Here is a 23,331-nt window from a genome sequence, read left to right on the forward strand (position 1 = left end):
CCGTTTTTTAGGGAAGTGGGACAGAACGGACTGAGCGCGGCCATGCTTTTTTTATTGACCTTTTCCGTCGGCATGTATTATAATTGACAAGTACAATATGCAATGGTTGTTGTTCGGAGGGAGGGAAGCAGGATGTCCAAAACGATCGTTCGCAAAAATGAGTCGATCGATGACGCTCTTCGTCGCTTTAAACGTGCCGTTTCGAAAACCGGTACTTTGCAAGAAGTGAGAAAGCGCGAATTTTATGAAAAGCCAAGCGTCAGACGGAAGAAAAAATCTGAAGCGGCTAGAAAGCGCAAGCACTAAGAGCATGCATTAAAGAGGGTGTATAATCGGTGAGTCTTCTCGATCGTTTGAATGACGATATGAAGCAAGCAATGAAAAACAAGGAGAAAGAAAAGCTGTCTGTTCTCCGCATGCTGAAGGCGGCGTTGCAAAATGAAGCGATCAAGCTCGGCAAAAGCTCGCTGTCAGAAGACGAAGAGCTGACGGTTCTTTCTCGCGAACTGAAGCAGCGTAAAGACTCCCTCCAAGAATTTGAAAACGCTGGCCGTTCAGATCTTGTCGAAAAAGCGAAAAACGAAATTGAAATCGTTCAGTTGTATATGCCAAAACCGCTGACGGAGGATGAGTTGCGCGAACTGATCGAGCAGACGATCAAGGAAGTCGGCGCTTCTTCGAAAGCGGATATGGGAAAAGTGATGGGTGCGATCATGCCGAAAGTGAAAGGAAAAGCGGATGGTTCGCTCGTCAATAAACTTGTCCAACAACAGCTTTCATAAAATGCAATGGGCCTTGCCGACAGGCGGGCCCGTTGTTTTTGAAAAGCGGTGCTAGAACCCCCTTTTGTCTCATACATATGAGATGAAAGGGGGTTCTTTTTAAATGATGAAAAAGTGGCGCCAGCAGATGAAGCGGTGGATGACGGAAAAACTTGAGCTTCCCGCCGACATCATGATGGACCTGCCCCGCATTACGATGGTTGGACAAATACATATTTACATCGAAAACCACCGTGGGCTGCTTGCGTTCAGCGATAAAGAGCTCCGCCTTTTGCTGCGGAACGGGCAGCTGCTTGTCCGCGGCGAACAATTTGTCATTAAAACGATTTTGCCGGAAGAAATTTTACTCGAAGGGAAAATTAGCCAAGTCGTTTATATAGAGGAGGAAAAACGATGAAAAACGAATGGGTTGACACGTTTACCGGCAGCGTGCGAGTCAAGGCGGAAGGAAAGGGGACGGAACGGCTGATCAACGCCTGTGTACGCAACGGCATCACCGTGTGGAACGTGAAAAAACATAGCCGGGATACCGCAACGTTTTTTATTAAGCTCAGCGATGTGAAACGGCTGCGCCATATCGCCCGGCAAAGCGAATGCAAGCTTTCGTTTGTCGGGAGAACCGGGCTGCCGTTTTTTTGGCGCCGCGCGTGGCGAAACAGCGGGTTTTGGCTCGGTCTGTTCGTTTTTATAGCCATTATGTTTTTGCTGTCCAACATCGTTTGGAACATTGACATCGAAGGCGCGGCCCCCGAGACAGAACATCAAATTGTACGCGAACTGAAACGAATGGGAGTCGAGCGCGGTGCGTTCCAGTTTCTGCTTGACGACCCGGAAACGCTGCAAAAAAAGTTGACCGAACGCATTCATGACATTACGTGGGTCGGTGTTCAATGGGAGGGAACATCGCTTCACTTCCGCGTTGTCGAAAAAGAGATTCCTAAGCCGAAACAGCCGGCTCCACCACGCCATTTAGTCGCCAAAAAAGAGGCGGTGGTAGCTGACTTATTTGTTGAAGAAGGACAACCGCTTGTGTCTGTTAACGATTATGTACAAAAGGGCCAACTGCTTGTTTCTGGCATTATCGGCGTCGAAGGGCGGACGAAATTTGTGCCGTCCACGGGGAAGGTGTTTGGCGAAACATGGTACAAGTCTACTGTTGTCCTGCCGCTCGAGACGACATTTCACGTGTTGACTGGAAAATCGATTGAGCGCCATTATATCGGAATCGGCCGCTTTTCCCTTCCGGTTTGGGGATGGAAGAAACCGACGTTTACTCATACTGTTATCGAGAGAGAAAAACGGCCGTTCCGTTTTTGGAAATGGGACTTGCCGTTTTATTATGAGCGCGTCATCGTTCGCGAGGCGGAAGCGGTGAAGCGAAGCTATACGTGGGAAGAAGCGTTCGCGGAAGCGAAAAAGATCGCCCGCCGTGAATTGCAGGCCAAGCTGCCGGAGGAGGCAACCATTCGTGGCGAAAAAGTTTTGCATCAGAGCAAAGAGAGTGGTAAAGTAAGGGTAGAATTGCATTACACAGTCATTGAAAATATTGCCGTACCACAACCAATCGTTCAAGGAGATTGAGAATGTCAGAGCAGTTTGTTACGATCAGCCAACACGTGCGCAATCAGCAGGAAGCATCGGCGCTCTTTGGCGTCCATGATGCCCATTTAAAGCGGATTGAAGAGGAGCTTGGCGTGTCGATTGTGACGCGCGGAGAAACGGTTAACGTCTCAGGTACGCCGCAGCAAGTCCAACTTGTGGATGAGCTGTTGCGCCATTTGTTGATCGTCATTCGCAAAGGGGTGGCGATCAGTGAGCGCGACATCATGTACGCCATTCAGATGGTAAAAAAAGGGGCGATTGATGGCCTCGTTCAGCTATATGACGAGGAGATCGCGAAAAATGCCAAAGGGAAGCCGATTCGTGTCAAAACATTAGGCCAGCGCTATTATGTTACGGCGATTGAACAGCACGATTTGACGTTCGGCATTGGGCCGGCTGGCACCGGGAAAACGTACTTGGCTGTTGTCATGGCGGTCAAAGCGCTGAAAAGCGGCAACGTCAAGCGCATTATCCTCACCCGTCCGGCCGTCGAAGCGGGGGAGAGCCTCGGCTTTTTGCCCGGCGACTTGAAAGAAAAGGTAGATCCGTATTTGCGTCCACTGTATGACGCTCTTGACGATGTATTAGGAGCGGAATATACACAGCGGTTGATCGAGCGCGGCACAATTGAAATTGCCCCGCTCGCTTACATGCGCGGCCGAACGCTGGAGGATGCGTTCGTCATTCTTGATGAAGCGCAAAATACAACACCGGCGCAAATGAAGATGTTTTTAACCCGACTCGGTTTTGGATCGAAAATGGTCATTACTGGCGACATTTCGCAAGTCGATTTGCCGAAAGGGGTTGAATCAGGACTTTCCGTTGCCAAGCGCATTTTGTCGCCTATTAGCGGCATCGCCTTTGTGTTTTTGGAGCAGTCCGATGTTGTTCGCCATCCGCTCGTTGCAAAAATTATTGATGCTTATGATGAGGCTGGTTTATAGAAAAAAGACTGAAAGCCATGGTCTTTTCTTGAAAAGCGAGGGGAAAACCGGTGGGAAGGCTTCGTTTTTTTCTTGAGCGGACAAAAGATGTCCGCTTCACCCGCTTTTGGCTGTTTTTGTTTTTGGCTGCGCTGTTGTTTACTGTCCTGTATTGGCAAGTGAAGCCGCGCCAATATGAGTTGCGCTTGTTTGACGTCGCGAAGGAAACGATCCGCTCCCCGGTGACGGTGGAGGATAAGGAAGCGACGGCGAGACTAAAAGAAGAAGCAGCTGCCAAAGTAGCGGACGTGTACACATTGAAAAAAGAATATGCCGAAAACCGAGTCGATCTTCTTTCCTCGCTGTTTGCTGCCATCGAGAGCGTACAGAATGAGGCGGATTCGGACAGCTCGCCTAGCGAACTGGCGGCTAAGCTTGAAGAACGGTTGCCGCCGGAGTGGCTCGCCTATTTGTCTGCCGACGAATGGCAACGGTTGCTAAGCGCTTCTCCCGATGAGCTCAAAACGGCGAAAGAAGCTGCGTTGACAGTCGTGCACGCGGCTATGAGAGAACGCATTTCCCAAGCGGATCTTGAACAGGCGCGTGCGAAAGCAGCGAAAGAGCTCGAATATGCCGCGCTGTCGCCCCCGCTTCGTGAAGCGGTTGCCAAGCTTTGCCGGCAGGCGGTCATTCCGAACGTCGTTTACGATCGAACGGCGACCGAGGAGAAACGACGCCAGGCGATGGACGAAGTGAAACCGGTGAAAATTTTGCAAGGACAAGTGATCGTGGAAGAGGGGCAGTTTATTACGAGCGATATTTATCATCAGCTTGAACTTGTCGGACTGCTCAACGGCGGTCGCACCCCTTGGCCGGCGGTCGGGCTGTTTTTGTTCGTGCTGCTTCTGCTCTCACCGCTCGTTTACTATTTCCGCGCCGAAACGACGAATGAAAAGCTGTCGCTTTATGCCGCGATTTTTACGTTTATGATGACGGTGATGGTGCTTATCCGTCTTCTATCGTCCGGCGGTGCCGTCTCAGTCGGTTACCTCGTTCCAGCAGCGCTCGGGCCGATGCTTGTCCGCGTGCTGCTCGGCGAGCGGCTCGCGATCATGACAGCGGTCATCGGAGCCATATGCAGCAGCCTGCTGTTCAATGAGGAAGTTGGAGCAGCCGGTGCGGTGTCTGTGTCCTTGGCTATCTATCTGCTCGCTGGAGGAATGGCTGGAACTTTTTTTCTATCTAAGGAGTTGGCGAAAGCAAAAATATGGCGGGCCGGCGTGCTCGTCGCTGCGGTCAATATTGTTTCGCTCCTTTCATTGTTGTTGTTAAAAAATGGACGTTATTCGTTGATGGAGATCAGCCTCTTTGTTGTGATGGCAGCTGCTTCAGGCATTGTTTCTGCCATTTTGACAATCGGACTGTTGCCGGTGTTTGAGGCGACGTTTGGCATTTTGTCGCCGCTCCGGCTCATAGAATTGTCCAACCCGAACCACCCGTTGCTGCGGAAGTTGCTGACCGAAGCGCCGGGAACGTACCATCATAGCGTCATGGTCGCCAATTTGGCCGAAGCAGCGTGCGAGGCGATCGGCGCTGACGGCTTGCTGGCGCGCGTTGCCTGTTATTATCATGACATCGGTAAGACGAAGCGGCCGCGCTATTTCATTGAAAACCAAATGGGTGGCAATCCGCATGACCATTTATCGCCGCAATTGAGCAAAAATATAATTATCGCCCATGTTGCTGATGGCGCCGCCTTGCTTCGCCAGCACCGGCTGCCGAAGGAGATTGTTGACATTGCCGAACAGCATCACGGCACAACGTTGCTCAAGTATTTTTATCATAAGGCGCGCGAGCAAACCGAATTTGTTTCTGAAGCGGAGTTTCGTTACCCTGGCCCGAAGCCGCAGACAAAAGAAGCGGCGGTCATCAATATTGCCGACAGCGTCGAGGCGGCCGTTCGCTCGTTATCCAATCCATCGCAAGAAAAAATTGAAAAGATCGTGCGGGCGATTATCGCTGACCGTCTGCAAGACAACCAACTGAACGAATGCGACATTACGTTGAAAGAGCTGGAAATCGTCGCTCGTTCGCTTTGTGAGACGTTAAACGGTGTCTTCCATTCGCGCATCGAATATCCGGAAGTACGAAAGGAAAAGGTGAAGCATGCATGACGATTCAAATCGATTTTATCGATGAGACGAACGAAGTGACGGCCGAGCAAATCGAGACGCTCGAGCAACTGATTCGCGAAGCGGCGGCCGTCGAGAACGTGCCGGAGGGGGCGGAAGTAAGCGTTTCGTTCGTGGATAACGAACGCATTCGTGTGATGAACCGCGATTACCGAGGCAAAGATGCTCCCACGGACGTGCTATCGTTTGCCCTTGAAGAGGAGGGGGAAGGAGAAATCGACATCATCGGTGCTGATGTGCCACCGGTGCTCGGCGATATTATCATCTCCATCCCGAAGGCGAAGGAGCAGGCCGCAGAATACGGGCACTCGTTCATGCGCGAGCTCGGATTTTTGGCCGTGCACGGCTTTTTGCACTTGCTTGGCTATGACCACGAGACGGAAGAGGAGGAGAGAGTCATGTTTGCCAAGCAAGAGGAAATCTTAACACGGTTCGGGTTGACGAGATAGCCATGCGAGACATACGGGAACGGGATCGTTTCGCTTGGGCTTGGGCAGGAATGAAGGCGGCGGTGAAGGAGGAGGCGCATTTGCGTTTCCACTTGGCGGCCGCCGTTGTTGCCTTTGCGGCCGCTGGTATCGTTGGACTGTCACGGTGGGAATGGATTGTGTTGGTGCTGACAGTTGGTGCGGTCATTACGCTGGAGCTTGTCAATACGGCCATTGAGCGTGCTGTTGACTTAGTGACGGGCGAGTTTCATCCGTTGGCGAAAGCGGCGAAAGATATCGCTGCGGCCGCTGTGCTTGTGGCCGCCGGGCTCGCTGTGATCATCGGAGTGTTGTTGTTTTGGCCGCATCTTCGCTAAGTGAACAAGAAAGAAAATTCTAATTTTTCTGTTACATTTTCGTTTCAGATGATGAAATTTACGCTGTTTTTTTGTAAAATAAAAGAAAGCAGTGGTTGCTTTCAGGAAGGGAAGAGTTATTGGTGAAAATCGAGCAGCTCATTGTCGAAGCGAAAAAAGCGCGCGAACTCGCCTACGTGCCGTACTCAAAGTTTAAAGTTGGCGCCGCTTTATTGACGAAAGGCGGCAGCGTATATCGTGGTTGCAACATTGAGAATGCTGCCTACAGCATGTGTAATTGTGCGGAACGAACCGCGCTGTTTAAGGCATATTCGGAAGGGGAGACGGAGTTTGCTGCGCTTGCGGTCATCGCTGACACCCCTCGTCCGGTGCCGCCGTGCGGCGCATGCCGCCAAGTGATCGCCGAACTTTGTCCCGGCGATATGAAGGTCATTTTGGCCAACTTAAGCGGAGATATCAAAATAGTCACTGTTAACGAATTACTGCCAGAAGCTTTTGCAGCGGAGGATATGCATGAATAAACAGGGATACAAATCAGGATTTGTTGCTATTATCGGAAGACCAAACGTAGGAAAATCAACGTTTTTAAACCGCGTCATTGGGCAAAAAATCGCCATTATGAGCGACAAGCCACAAACGACGCGTAATAAAATTCAAGGTGTTTATACGGACGATGAAGCCCAAATCATTTTCATCGACACCCCAGGGGTTCATAAACCGAAACACAAGCTCGGCGACTTTATGATGAAAGTGGCGCTCAATGCGCTTCGCGAAGTCGATTTGATTTTGTTTATGGTCAATGCGGAGGAAGGATTTGGGCGCGGCGAAGCGTTTATTATTGAGCGGTTGAACGAAGTCAATACTCCGGTGTTTTTAGTGATCAATAAAATCGACCGCGTCCATCCGGATGAACTGCTGCCGATCATTGACCGGTACAAGGATTTGTACCCTTTTGCCGAGATCGTGCCAATTTCGGCGCTTGAAGGGAACAATGTCGAGCGTCTGTTGGAGCAAATTAAACAACGATTGCCAGAAGGGCCGCAATATTACCCACCGGATCAGATTACCGACCATCCGGAACAGTTTATTATTGCCGAGCTCATTCGTGAGAAAGCGCTTCACTTAACGCGCGAGGAAGTTCCGCATTCGATCGCTGTCGTCGTGGAACGCATCGAGCGGCGCGAGGAGACGGGCACAGTATACGTCGGCGCTGTCATCGTTGTCGAGCGTGATTCACAAAAAGGGATCATCATCGGCAAACAAGGCCGAATGCTAAAGGAAATCGGGCAGCGGGCGCGCGCTGACATTGAGGCGCTGCTCGGGTCAAGAGTGTTTTTGGAGCTGTGGGTGAAGGTGCAAAAAGATTGGCGCAACCGTCTTGTGCAGCTGCGTGACTTCGGGTTTCGAGAAGACGAGTATTGAAGGCTAGAAAATTTTACGCGACATAAACCATTTTTGCCCGAGCCAACCTATAGGTAGACCACCAATACGCAATGCCTGCAGGCGGAAAGAGGTGTCATTCCATGCTTGAGTTTACGTGGAAGTTGTTTAGCCAAACAGGCAATATTGATACGTACCTTCTGTTTAAAGAGCTCGAACGTGAACAGCGGTTTAACGGCAAGGAGCAAAACGCCGAACAGGAAGAAATCGACCAACCGATCTCCTAGTATTGTTGTTGGCTAAAGCGGTGGTGATCGAATGTTTCAAAAGTGTGAAGCGATCGTCATACGGGCGATCGATTATGGCGAGACAAATAAAATTGTCACATTGTTTACACGAGAATGGGGAAAGGTGGCTGCGATGGCACGGGGAGCGAAAAAGCCAAGCAGCCGCCTTTCTGCTGTTACGCAGCCGCTCGCCTACGGCCATTACTTGATTCGCCGCAGCCGCGGCGTCGGCCTTCTTCATCAAGGGGAGCTTATTGACTCGATGCGAGTGCTGCGTGAAGATTTGTTTGCCGCCGCTTATGCGGCGTATATTGTTGAGCTCACTGATAAAAGCACGGAGGAGCAAAAACGTAATCCGTACTTGTTTGAGCTGCTGCTACAAACATTACAATATATGAGCGAAGGTCGCGATTTAGAGATTATGACCTTTATTTATGAAATGAAAATGCTTTCGGTGCTCGGCATCCCGCCTGTGCTCGACCGCTGCGCCCGCTGCGGGGCGACGGAAGGGCGCTTCTCGTTTTCGGTCAAGGAAGCAGGCTTCCTTTGCCATCGTTGCGAGTCGGCCGATCCGCACCGCTTTCCGCTTTCGCCGGCCTCAATTCGGCTGTTGCGCCTGTTTTACCATATTGACCTCACGCGCCTCGGAGCGATTTCGGTAAAAGAAGGCACCAAAGCAGAATTAAGGGCTGTATTGTCCAGTTACTATGATGAATATGCTGGCCTGTCGCTGAAGGCAAAGCGCTTTTTGCAGCAAATCGGCGAGCTGAAAGGCACGCTTGACCAAGGCGATGGACGCAACAACTAATTTTCCTTGTAAACGCGGTGTGTAGTATAATATGAACGAGAGTCATAGCGTATGGGACCTTTTTTGCAAGGTGGTGAGCGACGATCGAACTGAATAAACGCCAGGAGCAAATTTTGCAAATTGTAAAAGACTACGGGCCGATCACGGGGGAGAGCATCGCTGAAAAGCTGAACTTGACCCGGGCGACGCTTCGACCCGATCTAGCCATTTTGACGATGGCCGGCTATTTGGAAGCACGGCCGCGCGTCGGCTATTTTTATACTGGAAAGACAGGCACGCAACTGTTGGCTGATAAAATTAAAAAAATGAAAGTCGCAGATTATCAATCAATTCCGGTCGTCGTCAACGAAAACATGAGCGTCTATGATGCGATCGTTACGATGTTCCTGGAAGATGTGGGCACGCTGTTTGTCGTCGATGATGAGTCGCTGCTTGTCGGTGTTTTGTCGCGCAAAGATTTGTTGCGTGCGAGCATCGGCAAACAAGAGTTGACGGCGATTCCGGTCAATATTATCATGACTAGAATGCCGAACATCGCCGTTTGTTATAAAGATGATTCGCTCATTGACGTAGCCGAGCAGCTGATCGAAAAGCAAATTGATGCCATGCCGGTCGTGCGCAAAACGGAAAAAGGATATGAAGTGGTCGGTCGCATTACGAAAACGAATATGACGAAAGCATTTGTTTCATTAGCGAAAGATGATGTATGAGTCCAAAAGGAGGAGACACATGAATCAGCGCCTCGTTTACGTCGTATCTGATTCGGGTGGGGAAACGGCCGAGCTTGTCGTGAAAGCGGCGGCCAGCCAGTTTTACGCCTCGCCGGTTCAAGTAAAACGCGTCCCGTACGTAGAGGACAAAACAACATTAGCTGAAGTTGTCGCATTGGCGAAAATGAACCAAGCCATTATCGCCTTTACACTCGTTGTCCCGGAGATGAGGGAGTTTTTGCTCACTGAAGCGGCACGCGAAGGGGTTGTCGCTTACGATATCATCGGCCCGCTCATTGAAAAGATGAGCGACTTGTTCCAGCTGAAGCCAAGGTATGAGCCGGGTCAGGTGCGTGTGCTTGACGAAGATTATTTCAAAAAAATCGAAGCGATTGAATTTGCCGTAAAATACGATGATGGCCGCGATCCGCGAGGCATTTTGCGCGCCGACATTGTGTTGATCGGCGTATCGCGCACATCAAAAACGCCGCTGTCGCAATATTTAGCTCATAAGCGGCTGAAGGTGGCGAACGTACCGATCGTTCCGGAGGTCGAACCGCCCGAACAGCTATTCCAAGTCGGTCCAAGCAAATGCTTTGGCTTGAAAATCAGCCCGGACAAGTTGCTATCGATTCGCCGCGAGCGCTTGAAATCCCTAGGCTTGAACGATCAAGCCATCTATGCGAATATGGATCGCATTAAAGAGGAGCTGGCCTATTTTGACGGAGTGGTGAAAAAAATCGGTTGCGATGTCATTGACGTAACGAATAAAGCTGTTGAAGAAACAGCGAGCATTATTATGAAAAAGTTAAAACGTTAATACTACGTCATTGTTTCCGTTTTGTCCGCACGGTTTCCTGATCGGAATCGTGCGTTTTTCTATGGCATATTGCTGCAGCTTATATTATAATAAAAAATTGTGAGAAAAATGCCCCGTATAGGTTTAGAGCGGTCATGAGACGAGTAAACTATTTATAGCTGCTTGTCAAGTGCCGTGAAAAAAGTTTTTTCGACAAAAAATGTCGAACGCCCACAATATTAAAGAAGGATTTTTTAGAACGGTGTAGAATAATAGGGGGTGTAAAGACATCCCTTGCCGTAACAGCAGGTCAGTTCACTGCAACGACGTGCCAAGAAAAAAGTGAAATTTTCTTTCCGGTGCTGAAATATAATATACCGAGTGCGTTTTCGGATAGTGTTGCTGTCATTGATTTCTGCTGGGCTAGCAGGACGAAGGGGACAGCGGACAGCCCGGTTGCTTAGCCTTTGATTTTGAAGGCAAGGGGGAAGGCGAAACGGAGATATTGAAAAAATTTGTCGAAATCAAAAGGGAAATGGGCTTGCCGCCGAGAATAAATATGTGACGAGAACATTTATATGAGTCTGCGGCTTCAGTTGCTGGGATGAAAGTACTACGGGGGTTAAACAACCAAAAGCACTCTTGAACCGGGGAATAGGCCGTTAAGCATCGGGCAGGGATTTGCTTATGAAAGTCTTGTGGAATAAGAGTCGGTTACCCATGTGAAGCCATGGAAGAAGCTCTGTAGTACACAAGACCCCCATGGCTTTAGCCATCAAGGAGGTTCAGGGGGTTGTTCATATGGGATATCGTATTCCTGAAGAAACGATTGAAGCGATTCGCCGCAGCGTCGACATTGTTGACGTCATTAGCGAATATGTTCAACTGAAAAAACAAGGTCGCAACTATTTTGGTTTGTGCCCGTTTCACGGAGAAAAAACGCCATCGTTTTCCGTTTCCCCGGAGAAACAAATTTTCCACTGCTTCGGCTGTGGGGCGGGAGGGAATGCCTTTACGTTTTTAATGGATATAGAGGGCATTCCGTTTGTGGAAGCGGCGAAACGTCTTGCGGCTAAAGCAGGCATTGACTTGTCTGCCTATCAGCTGAATGTTCGCGGGCATGATGATGGCAAAGCCGGCGAGGCTAAGGTGATGATTGAAGCACACACCTTGCTGAAACGTTTTTACCACCATTTGCTTGTTTATACAAAAGAAGGACAAGCAGCGCTTGATTACTTGCAGGCGCGCGGATGGACAAAAGAAACAATCGACCGATTTGAAATCGGTTATGCGCCGGATGCGCCCGATGCGGCGGCCAAGTTGCTCGATAGCCATTCCTTTTCACTTCCGATGCTGGAAAAGGCGGGCTTGGTCACGAAAAAAGAAGACGGACGGTACGTCGACCGCTTCCGAAATCGGATTATGTTTCCGATCCTTGATCACCGCGGTGAGACGGTTGGGTTTTCCGGCCGTCTGCTCGGTGAGGGGCAGCCGAAATATGTTAACAGCCCGGAAACACCGATTTTCCGTAAAGGCATGCTTTTATATCACTTTCATGAGGCGCGGGTGCCGATACGCAAGCGGCAAGAGGCGTTGTTGTTTGAAGGGTTTGCGGATGTGATTTCCGCCGTGCAGGCTGGCATTGATTATGCGGTGGCAACGATGGGCACGTCGCTGACCGAGGAGCAGGCACGCATTTTGCGCCGCCATGCGGAAACGGTCACGATTTGCTACGATGGTGACAACGCCGGAATGGAAGCCGCTTGGCGCGCCGCAGAGCAACTGAGCGCGCTCGGATGCCGCGTCAAGGTGGCATCCATTCCGAACGGCCTTGATCCGGATGAATATATACGCGTTTACGGCAAGGACCGGTTTGTTGGCGAAATTGCTGCTGCTCAGCCGCTTATGGCGTTTAAAATGAACCATTTGCGACGGGGGAAAAATTTGCAGCACGAAGGCGACCGGCTTCGTTATATTGAGGAAGTGCTCCGCGAAATCGGCAAATTGCCGAGTCCTGTCGAAAAAGATTATTATGTACGTCAGCTCGCGGATGAGTTTTCTTTGTCGCTCTCCGCGCTCAATGAGCAGCTGTCCCGCTACAAGCAGGAAACGTCAAAGCCGCGGGAAACGTCAGCCAACGAAAAGACCTCACGGCCGACGTTAACAAAAAAGCTGCTACCGGCTTTCCACAATGCAGAGCGGCTGCTGCTTGCTCATATGATGCGAAGCCGCGATGTGGCATTGTTCGTTCAAGAGCGGGTCGGCGGACGTTTTAACATCGAGGAGCATCGGGCGTTAGCCGCTTATATTTATGCTTTTTATGAAGAAGGGCATGAAGCTGACGTCGGCGCGCTCATGATTCGGCTTCCTGATGAGTTGCAGTCGTTAGCGAGTGAGCTGTCGCTTCTGTTGGTGACGGATGACGTCTCCGAGCAAGAGCTCGCCGATTATATTAAACATGTGTTGAATCACCCGAAATGGTTAATGCTAAAGGAAAAAGAGCAAGAAAAAATTGAAGCGGAGCGAAGAAAAGACTTTTTGACGGCCGCCCGCATCGCCAAAGAAATGATTGAAATGAAAAAAATGTTATCTTCTTCATAACATGGTGGTATGAGTTTTTAAAGGAGGTAATGAAATGGCGGAAAAACCAGCCCAATCAAAGCAGGCGGAAGCTGCTGCCGACACGCTTGAGCAAGCGAAAGAGCAGCTCGCCGAGCTCGGCAAGAAACGCGGCATCCTCACGTACGAGGAAATCGCCGAGCGGCTCTCCGGCTTTGATTTGGACTCCGACCAGATGGATGAATATTACGAATACCTTGCTGATCAGGGCATTGAAGTGATCAGCGAATCTGACATTGAGACCGATCCGGATATTGATGAACTGGTGAAGGAGGAAGAGTTCGACTTAAACGACTTGTCCGTTCCTCCTGGTGTGAAAATCAATGATCCGGTGCGCATGTACTTAAAAGAAATCGGCCGTGTTCCGCTTTTGTCGGCGGAAGAAGAGATCGAGCTGGCCAAACGGATCGAGCAAGGCGACGAAGAAGCGAAACGCCGGCTGACAGAAGCGAACCTCCGTCTCGTCGTCAGCATTGCCAAACGGTATGTTGGCCGTGGTATGCTCTTTCTTGATTTGATCCAAGAAGGAAACATGGGATTGATCAAAGCGGTTGAAAAATTTGACTACCGCAAAGGCTATAAATTCAGCACGTATGCGACATGGTGGATTCGCCAAGCCATTACAAGAGCGATCGCTGATCAGGCGCGGACGATCCGCATCCCTGTTCATATGGTTGAGACGATCAATAAACTGATCCGTGTTCAACGGCAGTTGCTCCAAGACCTCGGGCGCGAACCAACGCCGGAAGAAATCGCCGAGGAAATGGACTTGACGCCGGAGAAAGTACGGGAAATTTTAAAAATCGCTCAAGAACCCGTGTCGCTCGAGACGCCGATCGGCGAGGAAGACGACTCGCACCTTGGTGATTTCATCGAAGACCAAGAAGCGACATCGCCGTCGGAACACGCTGCGTACGAGCTGTTGAAAGAGCAGCTTGAAGATGTCCTTGATACGCTGACAGACCGTGAAGAAAACGTGCTCCGCCTTCGCTTCGGGCTGGACGACGGTCGGACGCGGACGTTGGAAGAGGTCGGGAAAGTGTTTGGTGTGACACGTGAACGCATTCGCCAAATCGAGGCCAAGGCGTTACGCAAGCTCCGCCATCCAAGCCGCAGCAAACGGCTGAAAGACTTTTTAGAATGATCGCTTTTTTCGTAGTTTACTTCTTCGGAAGTAAACTATTTTCTTTACCTGATGAAAGGTGATTGACGAATGAATCGGCGACGACGGGAAACGATTATCCGAGAAATTGAATATTGGAAGCGTTCACGACTTCTTCCAGAACAATATTGCGACTATTTGCTTGCCCTCTATACGGAGGGCGATAGCCGCACGTGCGGCCGTCAGTGGACCGGTTCACTTGTCGCCGGTCTTTGTGTGTTGTTGGTAGCTGCTGCTCTTGCCATTTATTTTACTGAATTGTCATTCGTTTTGCAAACGCTCCTTGTATCACTTTTTTTGGTGGTTTGCTTGTTGCTTGTTTGGCGATGGAGGAAAGAGCGGCAGCTCCTTCATTTTCCGTTGATTGGCAGCGCCTGGCTGTTGCTTTTAGGGACTGTCGCTGGCAGCAGCCATTACTTTCCCGGCCAAAACGGCGTGCTCACGGCGACAGTGTTGGCTAATTGCAGTGTTTGGCTCGCCATTGGCCGCCTGTTTCGTCTCCATTATTTTTCTCTTGCTGCCGTTGTCGGGGGGATACTTATGGCGGTGATCGTTTGGTGGCGATGAAGCCGGTTGCTCCCGTTTTGGAAACTTAGGGCTTTTCCTTGTCCACTATTTACAGTACAATAAAATTGTTTGCATCGTTCTTCATCATACATAAGGGAGGTAAAAAAGATGAACCGCAATCCGCTCATCCCGTTTTTCATCATTATGGCATTCGGGATTGTGCTGACGTTCGTCTTGTCGTTTAAAGGGCTAGGCGATGCGAAAGAGATGGCCGAAGAGAAAAAAGGCGGCGAAAAAACAGAACAGACCGCCGAATTTAATCCGGAGGATTTTTACAAGCAAACATGCGCCAGCTGTCACGGACAAAATTATGAAGGCGGCATGGGTCCGGCATTAAAAGGAGTCGGCGAACGTCTGTCGGCGGACCAACTGAAAGACGTCCTTCAAAACGGGCGCGGTGGCATGCCGGGCGGGCTTGTGCCGGCTGACAACATCGATGCGATGACGAAATGGTTGGCCGACTTAAAATAATGATGATTGACGTCCCTTTGCCTTTGGCGAAGGGATGTTTTATCATCTCCAACTACAAAGCTCCCGCTTCACATCGTGAGTGTAGGTGGGAGTACAATAAAGGCAAGCAAATTTGAAAAAAGGAGGGAAATGCGGGCCGCCTTCGCACGGCAGCTGAGAGAAGGTTGGTCGCGCCCTTGGTGGATTATGAACGAATTTCACCTATCCAAACGGCTCGCAACGGTCGCTTCCTTTATCCCGAAAGGGGCAGTGCTCGCTGATATCGGTTCAGATCACGCCTATTTGCCTTGCTATGCCTGTTTGCACGGCTATGCGACCAAAGCTATCGCCGGCGAAGTGGCGGACGGGCCGCTCCGTTCAGCGCAGCAGCAAGTGGAAAAGTCCGGGCTTTCCCATCTCATTTCCGTGCGCAAAGGAGACGGGCTGGCTGTCATTGCTCCGGGGGAAGCTGATTGCATCACGATCGCTGGCATGGGCGGCGCCTTGATTACCCGGATTTTGGGGGATGGAGAAGAAAAGCTGGCCGGTGTCAAACGGCTCATTTTGCAGCCGAACATTGGCGCCGAGCTTGTCCGCCGCTGGCTTCTTGACCACGGATGGGAGCTGGTGGCCGAACGCATTTTGAAAGAAGATGGGCAAATTTATGAAGTGCTTGTTGCTGAGTGCGGTGACGCTCGGCGGCCGTATCGCAATTTGGAGGCGGAACTGATTTTAGGGCCGTTTTTGCTCCAAGAAAATAGCGAGGTATTCCGCGAAAAATGGCAGCGTGAACTCCAGCATTGGAAGCGGATTATTGCCGATTTAGCGGAGAAGGGAGAAAGTGAATCGGCTCGGGAGAAAAAGCGTGAACTGGAGAAAAAAGTCCAATTGGTAGAGGAGGCGTTGGCATGAGCCGCATTCCGTACGGCTACGAGGTCATTCAGCTTTTCGAGCAGCTCGCCCCGAAGTCATTAGCCATGGAGGGAGACCGGATCGGCCTGCAAATCGGAACGTTGAACAAGCCGGTCAAAAAAGTGATGGTTGCCCTTGATGTGCTCGAAGATGTTATCGCTGAAGCTGTTGATCAACAAGTCGATTTAATTATCGCTCACCATCCGCCGCTCTATCGACCACTGAAACAGCTGTTGACCGATGACGGACATGGTCGGATGATCGCGGCATGCGTCAAGCACGACATTGCCGTGTACGCTGCTCATACGAATTTAGATGTCGCCGCTGGCGGATTGAACGACTGGCTCGCTGAAGCGCTTGGTTTACATGAAACGACCGTGCTTGTGCCAACATACACGGAAGCGCTGAAAAAGCTTGTCGTCTATGTGCCGACGAGCCACGCTGAGGCGGTGCGGGCGGCCATAGGCGATGCCGGTGCCGGTCATATTGGCCGTTACAGTCATTGTACGTTCAACAGCCGCGGCATCGGAACGTTTTTGCCGGAAGAAGGGGCCCAGCCGTTTATCGGCGAGCAAGGGCGGCTTGAGGAAGTGGAGGAAGTTCGCATTGAAACGATCGTTCCGGCCTCGCTTGAGCGCCAAGTGATCGAGGCGATGCTCGCCGCCCATCCGTATGAAGAGGTGGCGTACGACATTTATCCGCTTGACAACGAAGGGCGTCGATTCGGACTCGGTCGCATTGGTCGGTTGCCGCAGCCGGTGACGTTACGCGCCTTTGCCGAACAAGTGAAAACAGCATTTTCCGTTCCGGCTGTGCGTGTTGTCGGCCGGCTTGATGACCTTGTGCAAACTGTTGCCGTGCTTGGCGGAGACGGAAATAAGTTTGTCGCTGCCGCCGCATCGGCTGGGGCTGATGTGTATGTAACCGGGGATGTGTATTATCATACCGCCCATGACGCCCAAGCGCTCGGTCTCCATCTTGTCGATCCCGGACATAACGTCGAAAAAGTAATGAAACAAGGCGTCGCCCGTTATTTAACCGCCGAACTCACGAAGCGGCAGTGGGAGGCGGAGGTCATCGTTTCAAACGTCCATACCGATCCGTTTCAGTTCGTGTGAGCGGAGATGAAAAAAGGCTGTCCTGCAAGCGGTTCAACCGCTTGTTCAGGATAGCCTTTGTTTATGGACGAACGGCTGTTATTCTTCTTTCTTTGTTTTTACCTTCGGCAAGATTTTTTGCAGCGGCACTTTCCGTTCCCGCTCCCATGTTGCCGGATCGTTCGGGTCGAATTGCTCTAAAAAGTCGATTACTTCTTTCGTAATCGGCGTCGGAGTGGAAGCGCCAGCTGTGACAGCCACCTTTTTCGCGTTTTTAATCCAGTTGATATCAATTTCCGTTACATCAGCGATACGGTATGCTTTCGTGCCGGCAATTTCTTCCGATACTTGAGCAAGGCGGTTTGAGTTGTTGCTGCGCGGATCGCCGACAACGATCGTCACATCCGCTTCCTTCGCTTGCTCGGCAACCGCTTCTTGACGAAGCTGGGTCGCGAGGCAAATTTCTTTATGCATTTCGACATGCGGGTATTTTTCTTTCACTTTCGCCATAATATCGGCTACATCCCATTGGCTCATCGTCGTTTGGTTTGTAACCATGAGACGTTCGTTTTTAAGAGAAAGCCGCTCAACATCGTCTGGCGTTTCGACGAGATGAATGCGCTCCGGATTGATGCCGACCGCTCCTTCCGGTTCCGGATGTCCTTTTTTGCCGATGTAGATAATATCGTAACCATCAGCGAGCTTTTGCTCGATGAGCCGATGCGTTTTCGTGACGTCCGGGCATGTTGCATCGATCGTCACTAGCCCTTTTTCGAGCGCGCGTTTTTTCACTTCTGGAGACACGCCGTGGGCGGTGAAAATCACTGTGCCTCGATCAATTTTTTCTAAAATTTCCAGCCGATTTTCTCCATCCAGCGTAATGATACCCTCTTCGGCAAACGCGTCCGTGACGTGTTTATTATGGACGATCATGCCGAGGATGTAAATCGGCCGCGGCAATGATGGGTCTAATGCCGCATTGCGGGCGATGACCATCGCATCGACAACTCCGTAGCAATACCCGCGAGGGGTAATTTTAATCACTTCCATTGTTTTCCCTCCCTGCCGCCGATCCGTGGCGGTTTTCCTTTTTCATTATATCTGAGAGAACAGGATAAGACAAAGAATAACCGCCCTAAGAGGGCGGGAGAGAGGTTTATATATACAGTTTTGGCGTTGATGGTCTCGGTGTGGTCGGTATTTGTTTTTCTTGTGAATCTTCATGATTGGCCTGCGGAACAGGGCGTTTTTTGGCCTCCCGCTCGGCCGGCTTTTGTTTTGTTTCTTTTGCCGGTGCGCTTTCTGTCGATTTCGTTTCTCCGTCTTCTTCATCGGCTGTCTTCAACTCACGGAAAATGCGAATCATGGCTGGAAGGTTGCGGATGAGCGGGCCATATTGTTGCACCATTGGCATGACGTTTTGCGCGACGCTGAGCATTTTTTGTACGTTATTTAACATGCCGATGAATCCACCGCTTGTGTTCGCTGCTGTAGCGGTATTGGCGGCGGTGTTTTGCAGCAACGGTAATCCCCACGGGGATGAAGCGGCGACCGGCGGCTGTCCGCGAGAAAATAGACGGGCCAGTAGACCACCGGCGCCGCCAGGGCGGGGAACGCCAGCCGGCATGTGGGGGAACGGGGCGGGCGGCATACCGACGAACCGGGAAGGGACCATCGGCGGCCGACTGTATCTCATGGCAGTTGCCTCCTTTCCATCGTACAGATGAACAATCGTCCTCCTTCATAAAATATGCGGGAAGAGTGGGAAAGGTTTTTCAGCTGCCATCGTCTTTAGTTGCGGTGGGCCGCAAATATTCGCTATAATGATGGAGCGTACAAAGGGCGTATATAGAAGGGAGTGGTACTTGATGGCAGAGACGCAATTTACCCGGTTTCCATTTCAGCCATTTGTGATCGAGGCGATTCAAGCGCTTCGTTTTTATAAGCCGACGGAAATTCAAGAGCGCATCATTCCGAGAGCATTGCGTGGGGAAAGCATGGTTGGCCAGTCGCAGACTGGGACGGGAAAAACACACGCCTATTTATTGCCGATCATCGAAAAGATCGACCCGGAGCGCGCTGAAGTGCAGGCAGTCATTACAGCGCCGACGCGCGAGTTGGCGACGCAAATTTACCATGAAACGTTAAAGATCACGAAATTTTGCCCGAAAGACCGGATGATTGTCGCTCGCTGTTTCATCGGTGGGACGGATAAGCAAAAGGCGCTTGAAAAGCTCCACGTGCAGCCGCATATTGTGATCGGTACGCCTGGGCGCATTAACGATTTTATCCGCGAGCAGGCGCTTGATGTACACACGGCGCGCACCCTCGTCGTCGATGAAGCCGATTTAATGCTCGATATGGGGTTTATCACCGATGTCGACCAAATCGCGGCCCGGATGCCGAAAGAGCTGCAAATGCTTGTCTTTTCGGCGACGATTCCGGAAAAGCTGAAGCCATTTTTGAAAAAATATATGGAAAATCCGACATTCATCCAGGTCGAGCCGAAACAGACAGCGAATAAAAACATTGAGCATGTGCTCATTCCACTACGCGGCCGTGAAAAGGTCAAGCTGCTTTATGATGTGCTTGTCAGCTACAATCCATATTTAGCCATTGTGTTCGTGAATACGAGAAAGAGGGCTGATGAAGTCGCCGATCAGCTTGCCGAACAAGGACTGAAAGTCGGTGTATTGCACGGTGATTTGACGCCGCGCGAGCGGAAAAAGATGATGAACCAAATTCGCGATTTGGAGTTTCAATACGTCGTTGCCACTGATTTGGCGGCGCGCGGCATTGATATCGAAGGCGTGAGCCATGTCATCAACTATGAGTTGCCCGATGATTTGCAGTTTTACATTCATCGAGCTGGGAGGACGGCACGCGCCGGTTATAGCGGCATTGCGGCGACCATTTACGAACCGACCGACCAAGATGCGATTGCTCGATTGGAAAAAATGGGGATTTCATTTGTTCATCGCGACCTCGTGCGTGGTGAATGGAAGGATCTTCCACCTTGGAATCGGCGGAGCAAGCGAGCTGGTGAGAAGGAAGATGACCTCGCGCTGCTTGTTGCGAAGCTGAAAAAAGCGAAACAAGTGAAACCGGGCTATAAGAAAAAGCTGCGCGCCGAGCTTGAGAAGAAGAAAAAGCGGCTGAGCCGCTTCAAAAAATCGTAGTCTTCGTTGTGTATGGAGATAAAAGGGAGAGAAGGACATGTTAAAAATCGGTTCACACGTTTCGATGAGCGGCAAAAAAATGCTGCTCGCCGCCAGTGAGGAGGCGGTATCGTACGGAGCGAACACGTTTATGATTTACACTGGAGCGCCGCAAAACACAAGGCGCAAAGCCATCGAAGAGCTGAATATTGAAGCCGGGCACGAGCATATGAAGGCGCACGGTATTGAGGACATTGTCGTCCACGCTCCGTATATTATCAATATCGGCAACACGAAAAATCCCGATACGTTTGCGCTTGGCGTTAATTTTTTGCGCGCTGAAATCGAACGAACGGAAGCGATCGGGGCGAAGCAACTTGTGTTGCACCCGGGCGCCCATGTCGGCGCTGGAGCGGAAGCCGGGCTCCGGCAGATCATCCGTGGACTGAATGAAGTGTTGACGCGCGAGCAGACAGTTGAAATCGCTCTTGAAACGATGGCCGGTAAAGGATCGGAATGCGGGCGCACGTTTGAAGAGCTGGCGTATATTATCGATGGCGTTGCCTATAACGACAAGCTGTCCGTCTGCTTTGACACATGTCATACGCATGATGCCGGCTATGACATTGTTAACGATTTTGACGGCGTTCTTTCCGAATTCGACCGGGTGATCGGTCTTGAACGTCTGAAAGTGCTGCATATTAATGACAGCAAAAACCCGCGCGGCAGCCGGAAAGACCGCCACGAAAACATCGGTTTCGGTCATATCGGATTTCGTGCACTGAATTACATCGTCCATCACCCGCAGCTTGCGGACATTCCGAAAATTTTAGAAACGCCGTATGTTGGAGAGGATAAAAACAATAAAAAACCGCCGTACAAACATGAAATCGCTATGCTGCGGGCACAGACATTTGATGATCAGTTGCTGGAAAAAATTGTTGCTGATACGCAATAAAAAGAGATTCCAGCCTTATTTCACTTTTTCTGTACAAATTTTAAAAACAGTTCGTTCGCTTTCTTGGCGATCTCCGGCGACGTGATTTTGGCTAGTTCGCGCACCCATTTTTTCCGCTCCTCGGGGTCGAAGACGTTAATGTCATTCGTTCGGGCAAGATGAAGAATTTTTTTCGCCTGATTGACCGTAATTGGCAAACCGTAATCTCGACTGTACGCAACGAGTTCTTCCGGAGTGATCGTTTTTAATTTTTGTTTCACGAGCTGTTGGTAAAAGTTCATGGCAGCTCCCTCCTTGTTTCTGTTCCATCATATGATGCGAACGGAAGAGAGGTGTATAGTATAATGAAAATGCAAAGTAAAAGAGAAGGGGTGGAAGTTTGGCGCCGAAACAACATAAAAAAGAACCATTGAAGCGTGTGTTGTATCGGGTATTAATGATCATCATTGGGGCCTGCTTGGCGGCGTTCGCTATCGAGCGGCTGCTTGTTCCAAATAAAATGATCGATGGCGGCATTATCGGTGTATCGCTTATTTTGGACTATTTAATTCCTGATGAATGGGGACTGTTGAATTTTGCCACGCTCGTCATTATTTTAAACGCACCATTTATGTATTTTGGCTATAAGCAAATTGGTAAAACGTTTATGTTATCAACGATTTTAGGGGTCGTTATTCTCGGGGGCGCTGAGCGATATTTTCATCATTTTGCCCCGCTGACGAATCAGCCGATTTTAGCAGCCGTCTTTGGCGGCTTGGCGCTCGGGCTTGGCGTCGGGCTTGTCATCCGCCATGGAGGATCGCTTGATGGGACAGAAATATTAGGCATTTTATTGACAAAGAAAATTCCATTTTCCGTCGGCGAGTTCGTCATGTTTGTCAACGTGTTTATTTTCGGTTGGGCAGCGTTTGTGCTCGGGCTCGAGCCAGCGATGTATTCGGTGATGACGTATTACATTGCTTCCAAAATGATTGATGCGGTGGTCGAAGGGCTTGATGAGACACGGGCGGCCTTTATTGTTACTGATCATTATGAAGAAATTTCGAGTGCTATTTTACACCGTCTCGGCCGTGGGACGACGAAGTTAATTGGCAAAGGCGGCTACACGGACGAACAAAAAGAAATCATTTATGCTGTCGTTACGCGTCTGGAAGTGACCAAGTTGAAATCGATCATTAATGAAATTGATCCGAATGCGTTTATTACGATTATGGCGACCCATGAAGTGCGCGGAGCCCGTTTTAAATCGGCAATTCACTAAGGTTTACAAAATGAGCGTGATCGGTTATACTTGCACACAGGCATAAATCGTAACGATTCTGAATTAGCAGGGGAGAACGGTCATGGAAAACAGGCTTGTCGTGCAAATCGAGGATGTGTCGTTTCGCTATGAAAAAGAGGAAGTGCTTGAACGCATCAATTTGGCGGTGCCAAAAGGAGCGTTTTTAGGGCTGGTCGGACCGAACGGCTCGGGGAAATCGACGCTCTTAAAATGCATGCTCGGCTTGTTAAAGCCGGATCGTGGCCGCATTTTCTTGTTCGGTGAGCCGATCGAGTCGTTTCGAGCATGGCATCGGATCGGATTTGTGTCGCAAAAAGCGAACAGCTTTAACCGTGGTTTTCCAGCGACCGTCGAGGAAGTAGTAGCGAGCGGATTGACGGCGAAACGCGGCTTGTTTCGCCGGTTGACGAAAGACGACCGCCGCACGGTCGAAGCGGCGTTGGAGGCGGTCGGTTTGCGTGGCTTGGCGAAGCGCAATATCGGGGAACTGTCCGGCGGCCAGCAGCAGCGGGGGTTTATCGCCCGCGCATTGGCGAGCAAGCCGGATTTGTTGATTTTAGACGAGCCGACCGTCGGTGTTGATGCTCGCCATGTGCATGAGTTTTATGAGCTGCTCGGCGATTTGAACCGCCGCGGTTTGACGCTTGTGCTTGTGACGCACGATATTGGGACGATCACGGATCGGGTAACCCATATCGCCTGCTTAAACAAGCGGCTTTATTTCCATGGAAACGCGGAAGAGTTCGAACGGCTTGGTGATGAGGCGATTTCACGGTTTTACGGCCATCCGCTTCACGTTCTCTCCCACGAGCATTAAGCGGGCGAAACAGAAACGGTT

At 50.5% G+C, this 23,331-nt stretch carries 27 protein-coding genes; 24 read left to right on the forward strand and 3 right to left on the reverse strand.

The genetic code is table 11. The annotated features are described in order from the left end of the window. Positions 1–132 precede the first annotated feature (132 nt). The 20 genes from rpsU to DSM465_RS0104395 all read left to right on the forward strand — a co-directional run bounded on the left by rpsU (position 133) and on the right by DSM465_RS0104395 (position 17,116). Positions 133–306 (forward strand): 30S ribosomal protein S21, encoded by a 174-nt coding sequence (rpsU, locus tag DSM465_RS0104300; RefSeq protein WP_008879912.1) that lies wholly within the window; start codon positions 133–135, stop codon positions 304–306. Positions 307–335: 29 nt separating this feature from the next. Then, positions 336–782: a GatB/YqeY domain-containing protein gene (locus DSM465_RS0104305; protein ID WP_008879911.1), complete on the forward strand. Its 447-nt coding sequence runs from the start codon at positions 336–338 to the stop codon at positions 780–782. Between the two features lie 103 nt (positions 783–885). Continuing rightward, a complete protein-coding gene (gene yqfC, locus DSM465_RS0104310; protein ID WP_008879910.1) occupies positions 886–1,179 on the forward strand; it encodes a sporulation protein YqfC in 294 nt (97 codons plus the stop codon). Further along, positions 1,176–2,363 carry a sporulation protein YqfD gene (gene yqfD, locus DSM465_RS0104315; protein WP_029760696.1) on the forward strand — a complete coding sequence of 396 codons (1,188 nt, stop codon included), beginning with the start codon at positions 1,176–1,178 and terminating at the stop codon, positions 2,361–2,363. The genes yqfC and yqfD overlap by 4 nt, the downstream gene beginning before the upstream one ends. Before the next feature lie 2 nt (positions 2,364–2,365). Further along, positions 2,366–3,328: a PhoH family protein gene (locus DSM465_RS0104320; protein ID WP_011887835.1), complete on the forward strand. Its 963-nt coding sequence runs from the start codon at positions 2,366–2,368 to the stop codon at positions 3,326–3,328. Between the two features lie 50 nt (positions 3,329–3,378). Beyond that, on the forward strand, positions 3,379–5,481 hold the full coding sequence (locus DSM465_RS0104325; protein WP_029760697.1) for an HD family phosphohydrolase: 2,103 nt from the start codon (positions 3,379–3,381) through the stop codon (positions 5,479–5,481). Next, positions 5,478–5,948: an rRNA maturation RNase YbeY gene (gene ybeY / locus DSM465_RS0104330; RefSeq protein ID WP_008879906.1), complete on the forward strand. Its 471-nt coding sequence runs from the start codon at positions 5,478–5,480 to the stop codon at positions 5,946–5,948. Before DSM465_RS0104325 ends, ybeY begins: the two co-directional genes overlap by 4 nt. Positions 5,949–5,950: 2 nt before the next feature. Continuing rightward, entirely contained in the window at positions 5,951–6,304 is a 354-nt protein-coding gene (locus tag DSM465_RS0104335) for a diacylglycerol kinase family protein (protein WP_029760698.1), read from the forward strand. Between the two features lie 122 nt (positions 6,305–6,426). Further along, positions 6,427–6,825 (forward strand): cytidine deaminase, encoded by a 399-nt coding sequence (locus DSM465_RS0104340; RefSeq protein WP_008879904.1) that lies wholly within the window; start codon positions 6,427–6,429, stop codon positions 6,823–6,825. Further along, positions 6,818–7,726, forward strand: coding sequence for a GTPase Era (gene era, locus DSM465_RS0104345; RefSeq protein ID WP_008879903.1), 909 nt, complete (start codon positions 6,818–6,820; stop codon positions 7,724–7,726). Before DSM465_RS0104340 ends, era begins: the two co-directional genes overlap by 8 nt. Positions 7,727–7,827: 101 nt before the next feature. Then, positions 7,828–7,971 (forward strand): YqzL family protein, encoded by a 144-nt coding sequence (locus DSM465_RS18775; protein WP_008879902.1) that lies wholly within the window; start codon positions 7,828–7,830, stop codon positions 7,969–7,971. Between the two features lie 31 nt (positions 7,972–8,002). Further along, entirely contained in the window at positions 8,003–8,779 is a 777-nt protein-coding gene (recO, locus tag DSM465_RS0104355) for a DNA repair protein RecO (protein ID WP_029760700.1), read from the forward strand. An 83-nt stretch (positions 8,780–8,862) separates the two neighbouring features. Further along, positions 8,863–9,489 (forward strand): helix-turn-helix transcriptional regulator, encoded by a 627-nt coding sequence (locus DSM465_RS0104360; RefSeq protein WP_255350177.1) that lies wholly within the window; start codon positions 8,863–8,865, stop codon positions 9,487–9,489. A 19-nt stretch (positions 9,490–9,508) separates the two neighbouring features. Next, positions 9,509–10,309, forward strand: a complete 801-nt coding sequence (locus DSM465_RS0104365; protein ID WP_008879899.1) for a pyruvate, water dikinase regulatory protein — start codon at positions 9,509–9,511, stop codon at positions 10,307–10,309. Positions 10,310–11,089: 780 nt separating this feature from the next. Further along, complete coding sequence (dnaG, locus tag DSM465_RS0104370) at positions 11,090–12,889, forward strand: DNA primase (RefSeq protein WP_011887829.1); 1,800 nt, start codon at positions 11,090–11,092, stop codon at positions 12,887–12,889. Between the two features lie 34 nt (positions 12,890–12,923). After that, positions 12,924–14,051, forward strand: a complete 1,128-nt coding sequence (rpoD, locus tag DSM465_RS0104375) for an RNA polymerase sigma factor RpoD (RefSeq protein WP_008879897.1) — start codon at positions 12,924–12,926, stop codon at positions 14,049–14,051. A gap of 69 nt (positions 14,052–14,120) precedes the next feature. Beyond that, positions 14,121–14,636 (forward strand): hypothetical protein, encoded by a 516-nt coding sequence (locus tag DSM465_RS0104380; RefSeq protein ID WP_029760701.1) that lies wholly within the window; start codon positions 14,121–14,123, stop codon positions 14,634–14,636. A 108-nt stretch (positions 14,637–14,744) separates the two neighbouring features. Beyond that, positions 14,745–15,107: a cytochrome c550 gene (gene cccA, locus DSM465_RS0104385; protein ID WP_008879895.1), complete on the forward strand. Its 363-nt coding sequence runs from the start codon at positions 14,745–14,747 to the stop codon at positions 15,105–15,107. A 186-nt stretch (positions 15,108–15,293) separates the two neighbouring features. Then, a complete protein-coding gene (locus tag DSM465_RS0104390; RefSeq protein WP_029760702.1) occupies positions 15,294–15,998 on the forward strand; it encodes a tRNA (adenine(22)-N(1))-methyltransferase in 705 nt (234 codons plus the stop codon). Next, positions 15,995–17,116 carry a Nif3-like dinuclear metal center hexameric protein gene (locus tag DSM465_RS0104395; protein WP_011887826.1) on the forward strand — a complete coding sequence of 374 codons (1,122 nt, stop codon included), beginning with the start codon at positions 15,995–15,997 and terminating at the stop codon, positions 17,114–17,116. The genes DSM465_RS0104390 and DSM465_RS0104395 overlap by 4 nt, the downstream gene beginning before the upstream one ends. 78 nt (positions 17,117–17,194) lie before the next feature. On the opposite strand, the gene DSM465_RS0104400 is transcribed toward DSM465_RS0104395, so the two are convergent. Continuing rightward, entirely contained in the window at positions 17,195–18,145 is a 951-nt protein-coding gene (locus tag DSM465_RS0104400; protein ID WP_029760703.1) for a 4-hydroxy-3-methylbut-2-enyl diphosphate reductase, read from the reverse strand. Positions 18,146–18,251: 106 nt separating this feature from the next. After that, on the reverse strand, positions 18,252–18,791 hold the full coding sequence (gene vrrA / locus DSM465_RS0104405) for a VrrA/YqfQ family protein (protein WP_011887825.1): 540 nt from the start codon (positions 18,789–18,791) through the stop codon (positions 18,252–18,254). Between the two features lie 172 nt (positions 18,792–18,963). On the opposite strand from vrrA, the gene DSM465_RS0104410 reads away from it, so the two are divergent. Together DSM465_RS0104410 and DSM465_RS0104415 are read left to right on the forward strand one after the other, a co-directional pair. Beyond that, complete coding sequence (locus tag DSM465_RS0104410) at positions 18,964–20,274, forward strand: DEAD/DEAH box helicase (RefSeq protein ID WP_011887824.1); 1,311 nt, start codon at positions 18,964–18,966, stop codon at positions 20,272–20,274. A gap of 37 nt (positions 20,275–20,311) precedes the next feature. Next, on the forward strand, positions 20,312–21,211 hold the full coding sequence (locus DSM465_RS0104415) for a deoxyribonuclease IV (protein ID WP_008879889.1): 900 nt from the start codon (positions 20,312–20,314) through the stop codon (positions 21,209–21,211). A 20-nt stretch (positions 21,212–21,231) separates the two neighbouring features. Here the strand turns inward: DSM465_RS0104415 and DSM465_RS0104420 are convergent, their stop codons facing one another. Then, a complete protein-coding gene (locus DSM465_RS0104420) occupies positions 21,232–21,492 on the reverse strand; it encodes a DUF2624 domain-containing protein (RefSeq protein ID WP_008879888.1) in 261 nt (86 codons plus the stop codon). A gap of 98 nt (positions 21,493–21,590) precedes the next feature. Here DSM465_RS0104420 and DSM465_RS0104425 point away from each other — a divergent pair, with 98 nt between their 5' ends. Next, a complete protein-coding gene (locus DSM465_RS0104425) occupies positions 21,591–22,472 on the forward strand; it encodes a YitT family protein (protein WP_029760704.1) in 882 nt (293 codons plus the stop codon). Between the two features lie 82 nt (positions 22,473–22,554). Beyond that, on the forward strand, positions 22,555–23,310 hold the full coding sequence (locus tag DSM465_RS0104430) for a metal ABC transporter ATP-binding protein (RefSeq protein ID WP_029760705.1): 756 nt from the start codon (positions 22,555–22,557) through the stop codon (positions 23,308–23,310). Positions 23,311–23,331 lie beyond the last annotated feature (21 nt).

It is taken from the genome of Geobacillus thermodenitrificans subsp. thermodenitrificans DSM 465 (assembly GCF_000496575.1).
Lineage (GTDB): Bacteria > Bacillota > Bacilli > Bacillales > Anoxybacillaceae > Geobacillus > Geobacillus thermodenitrificans.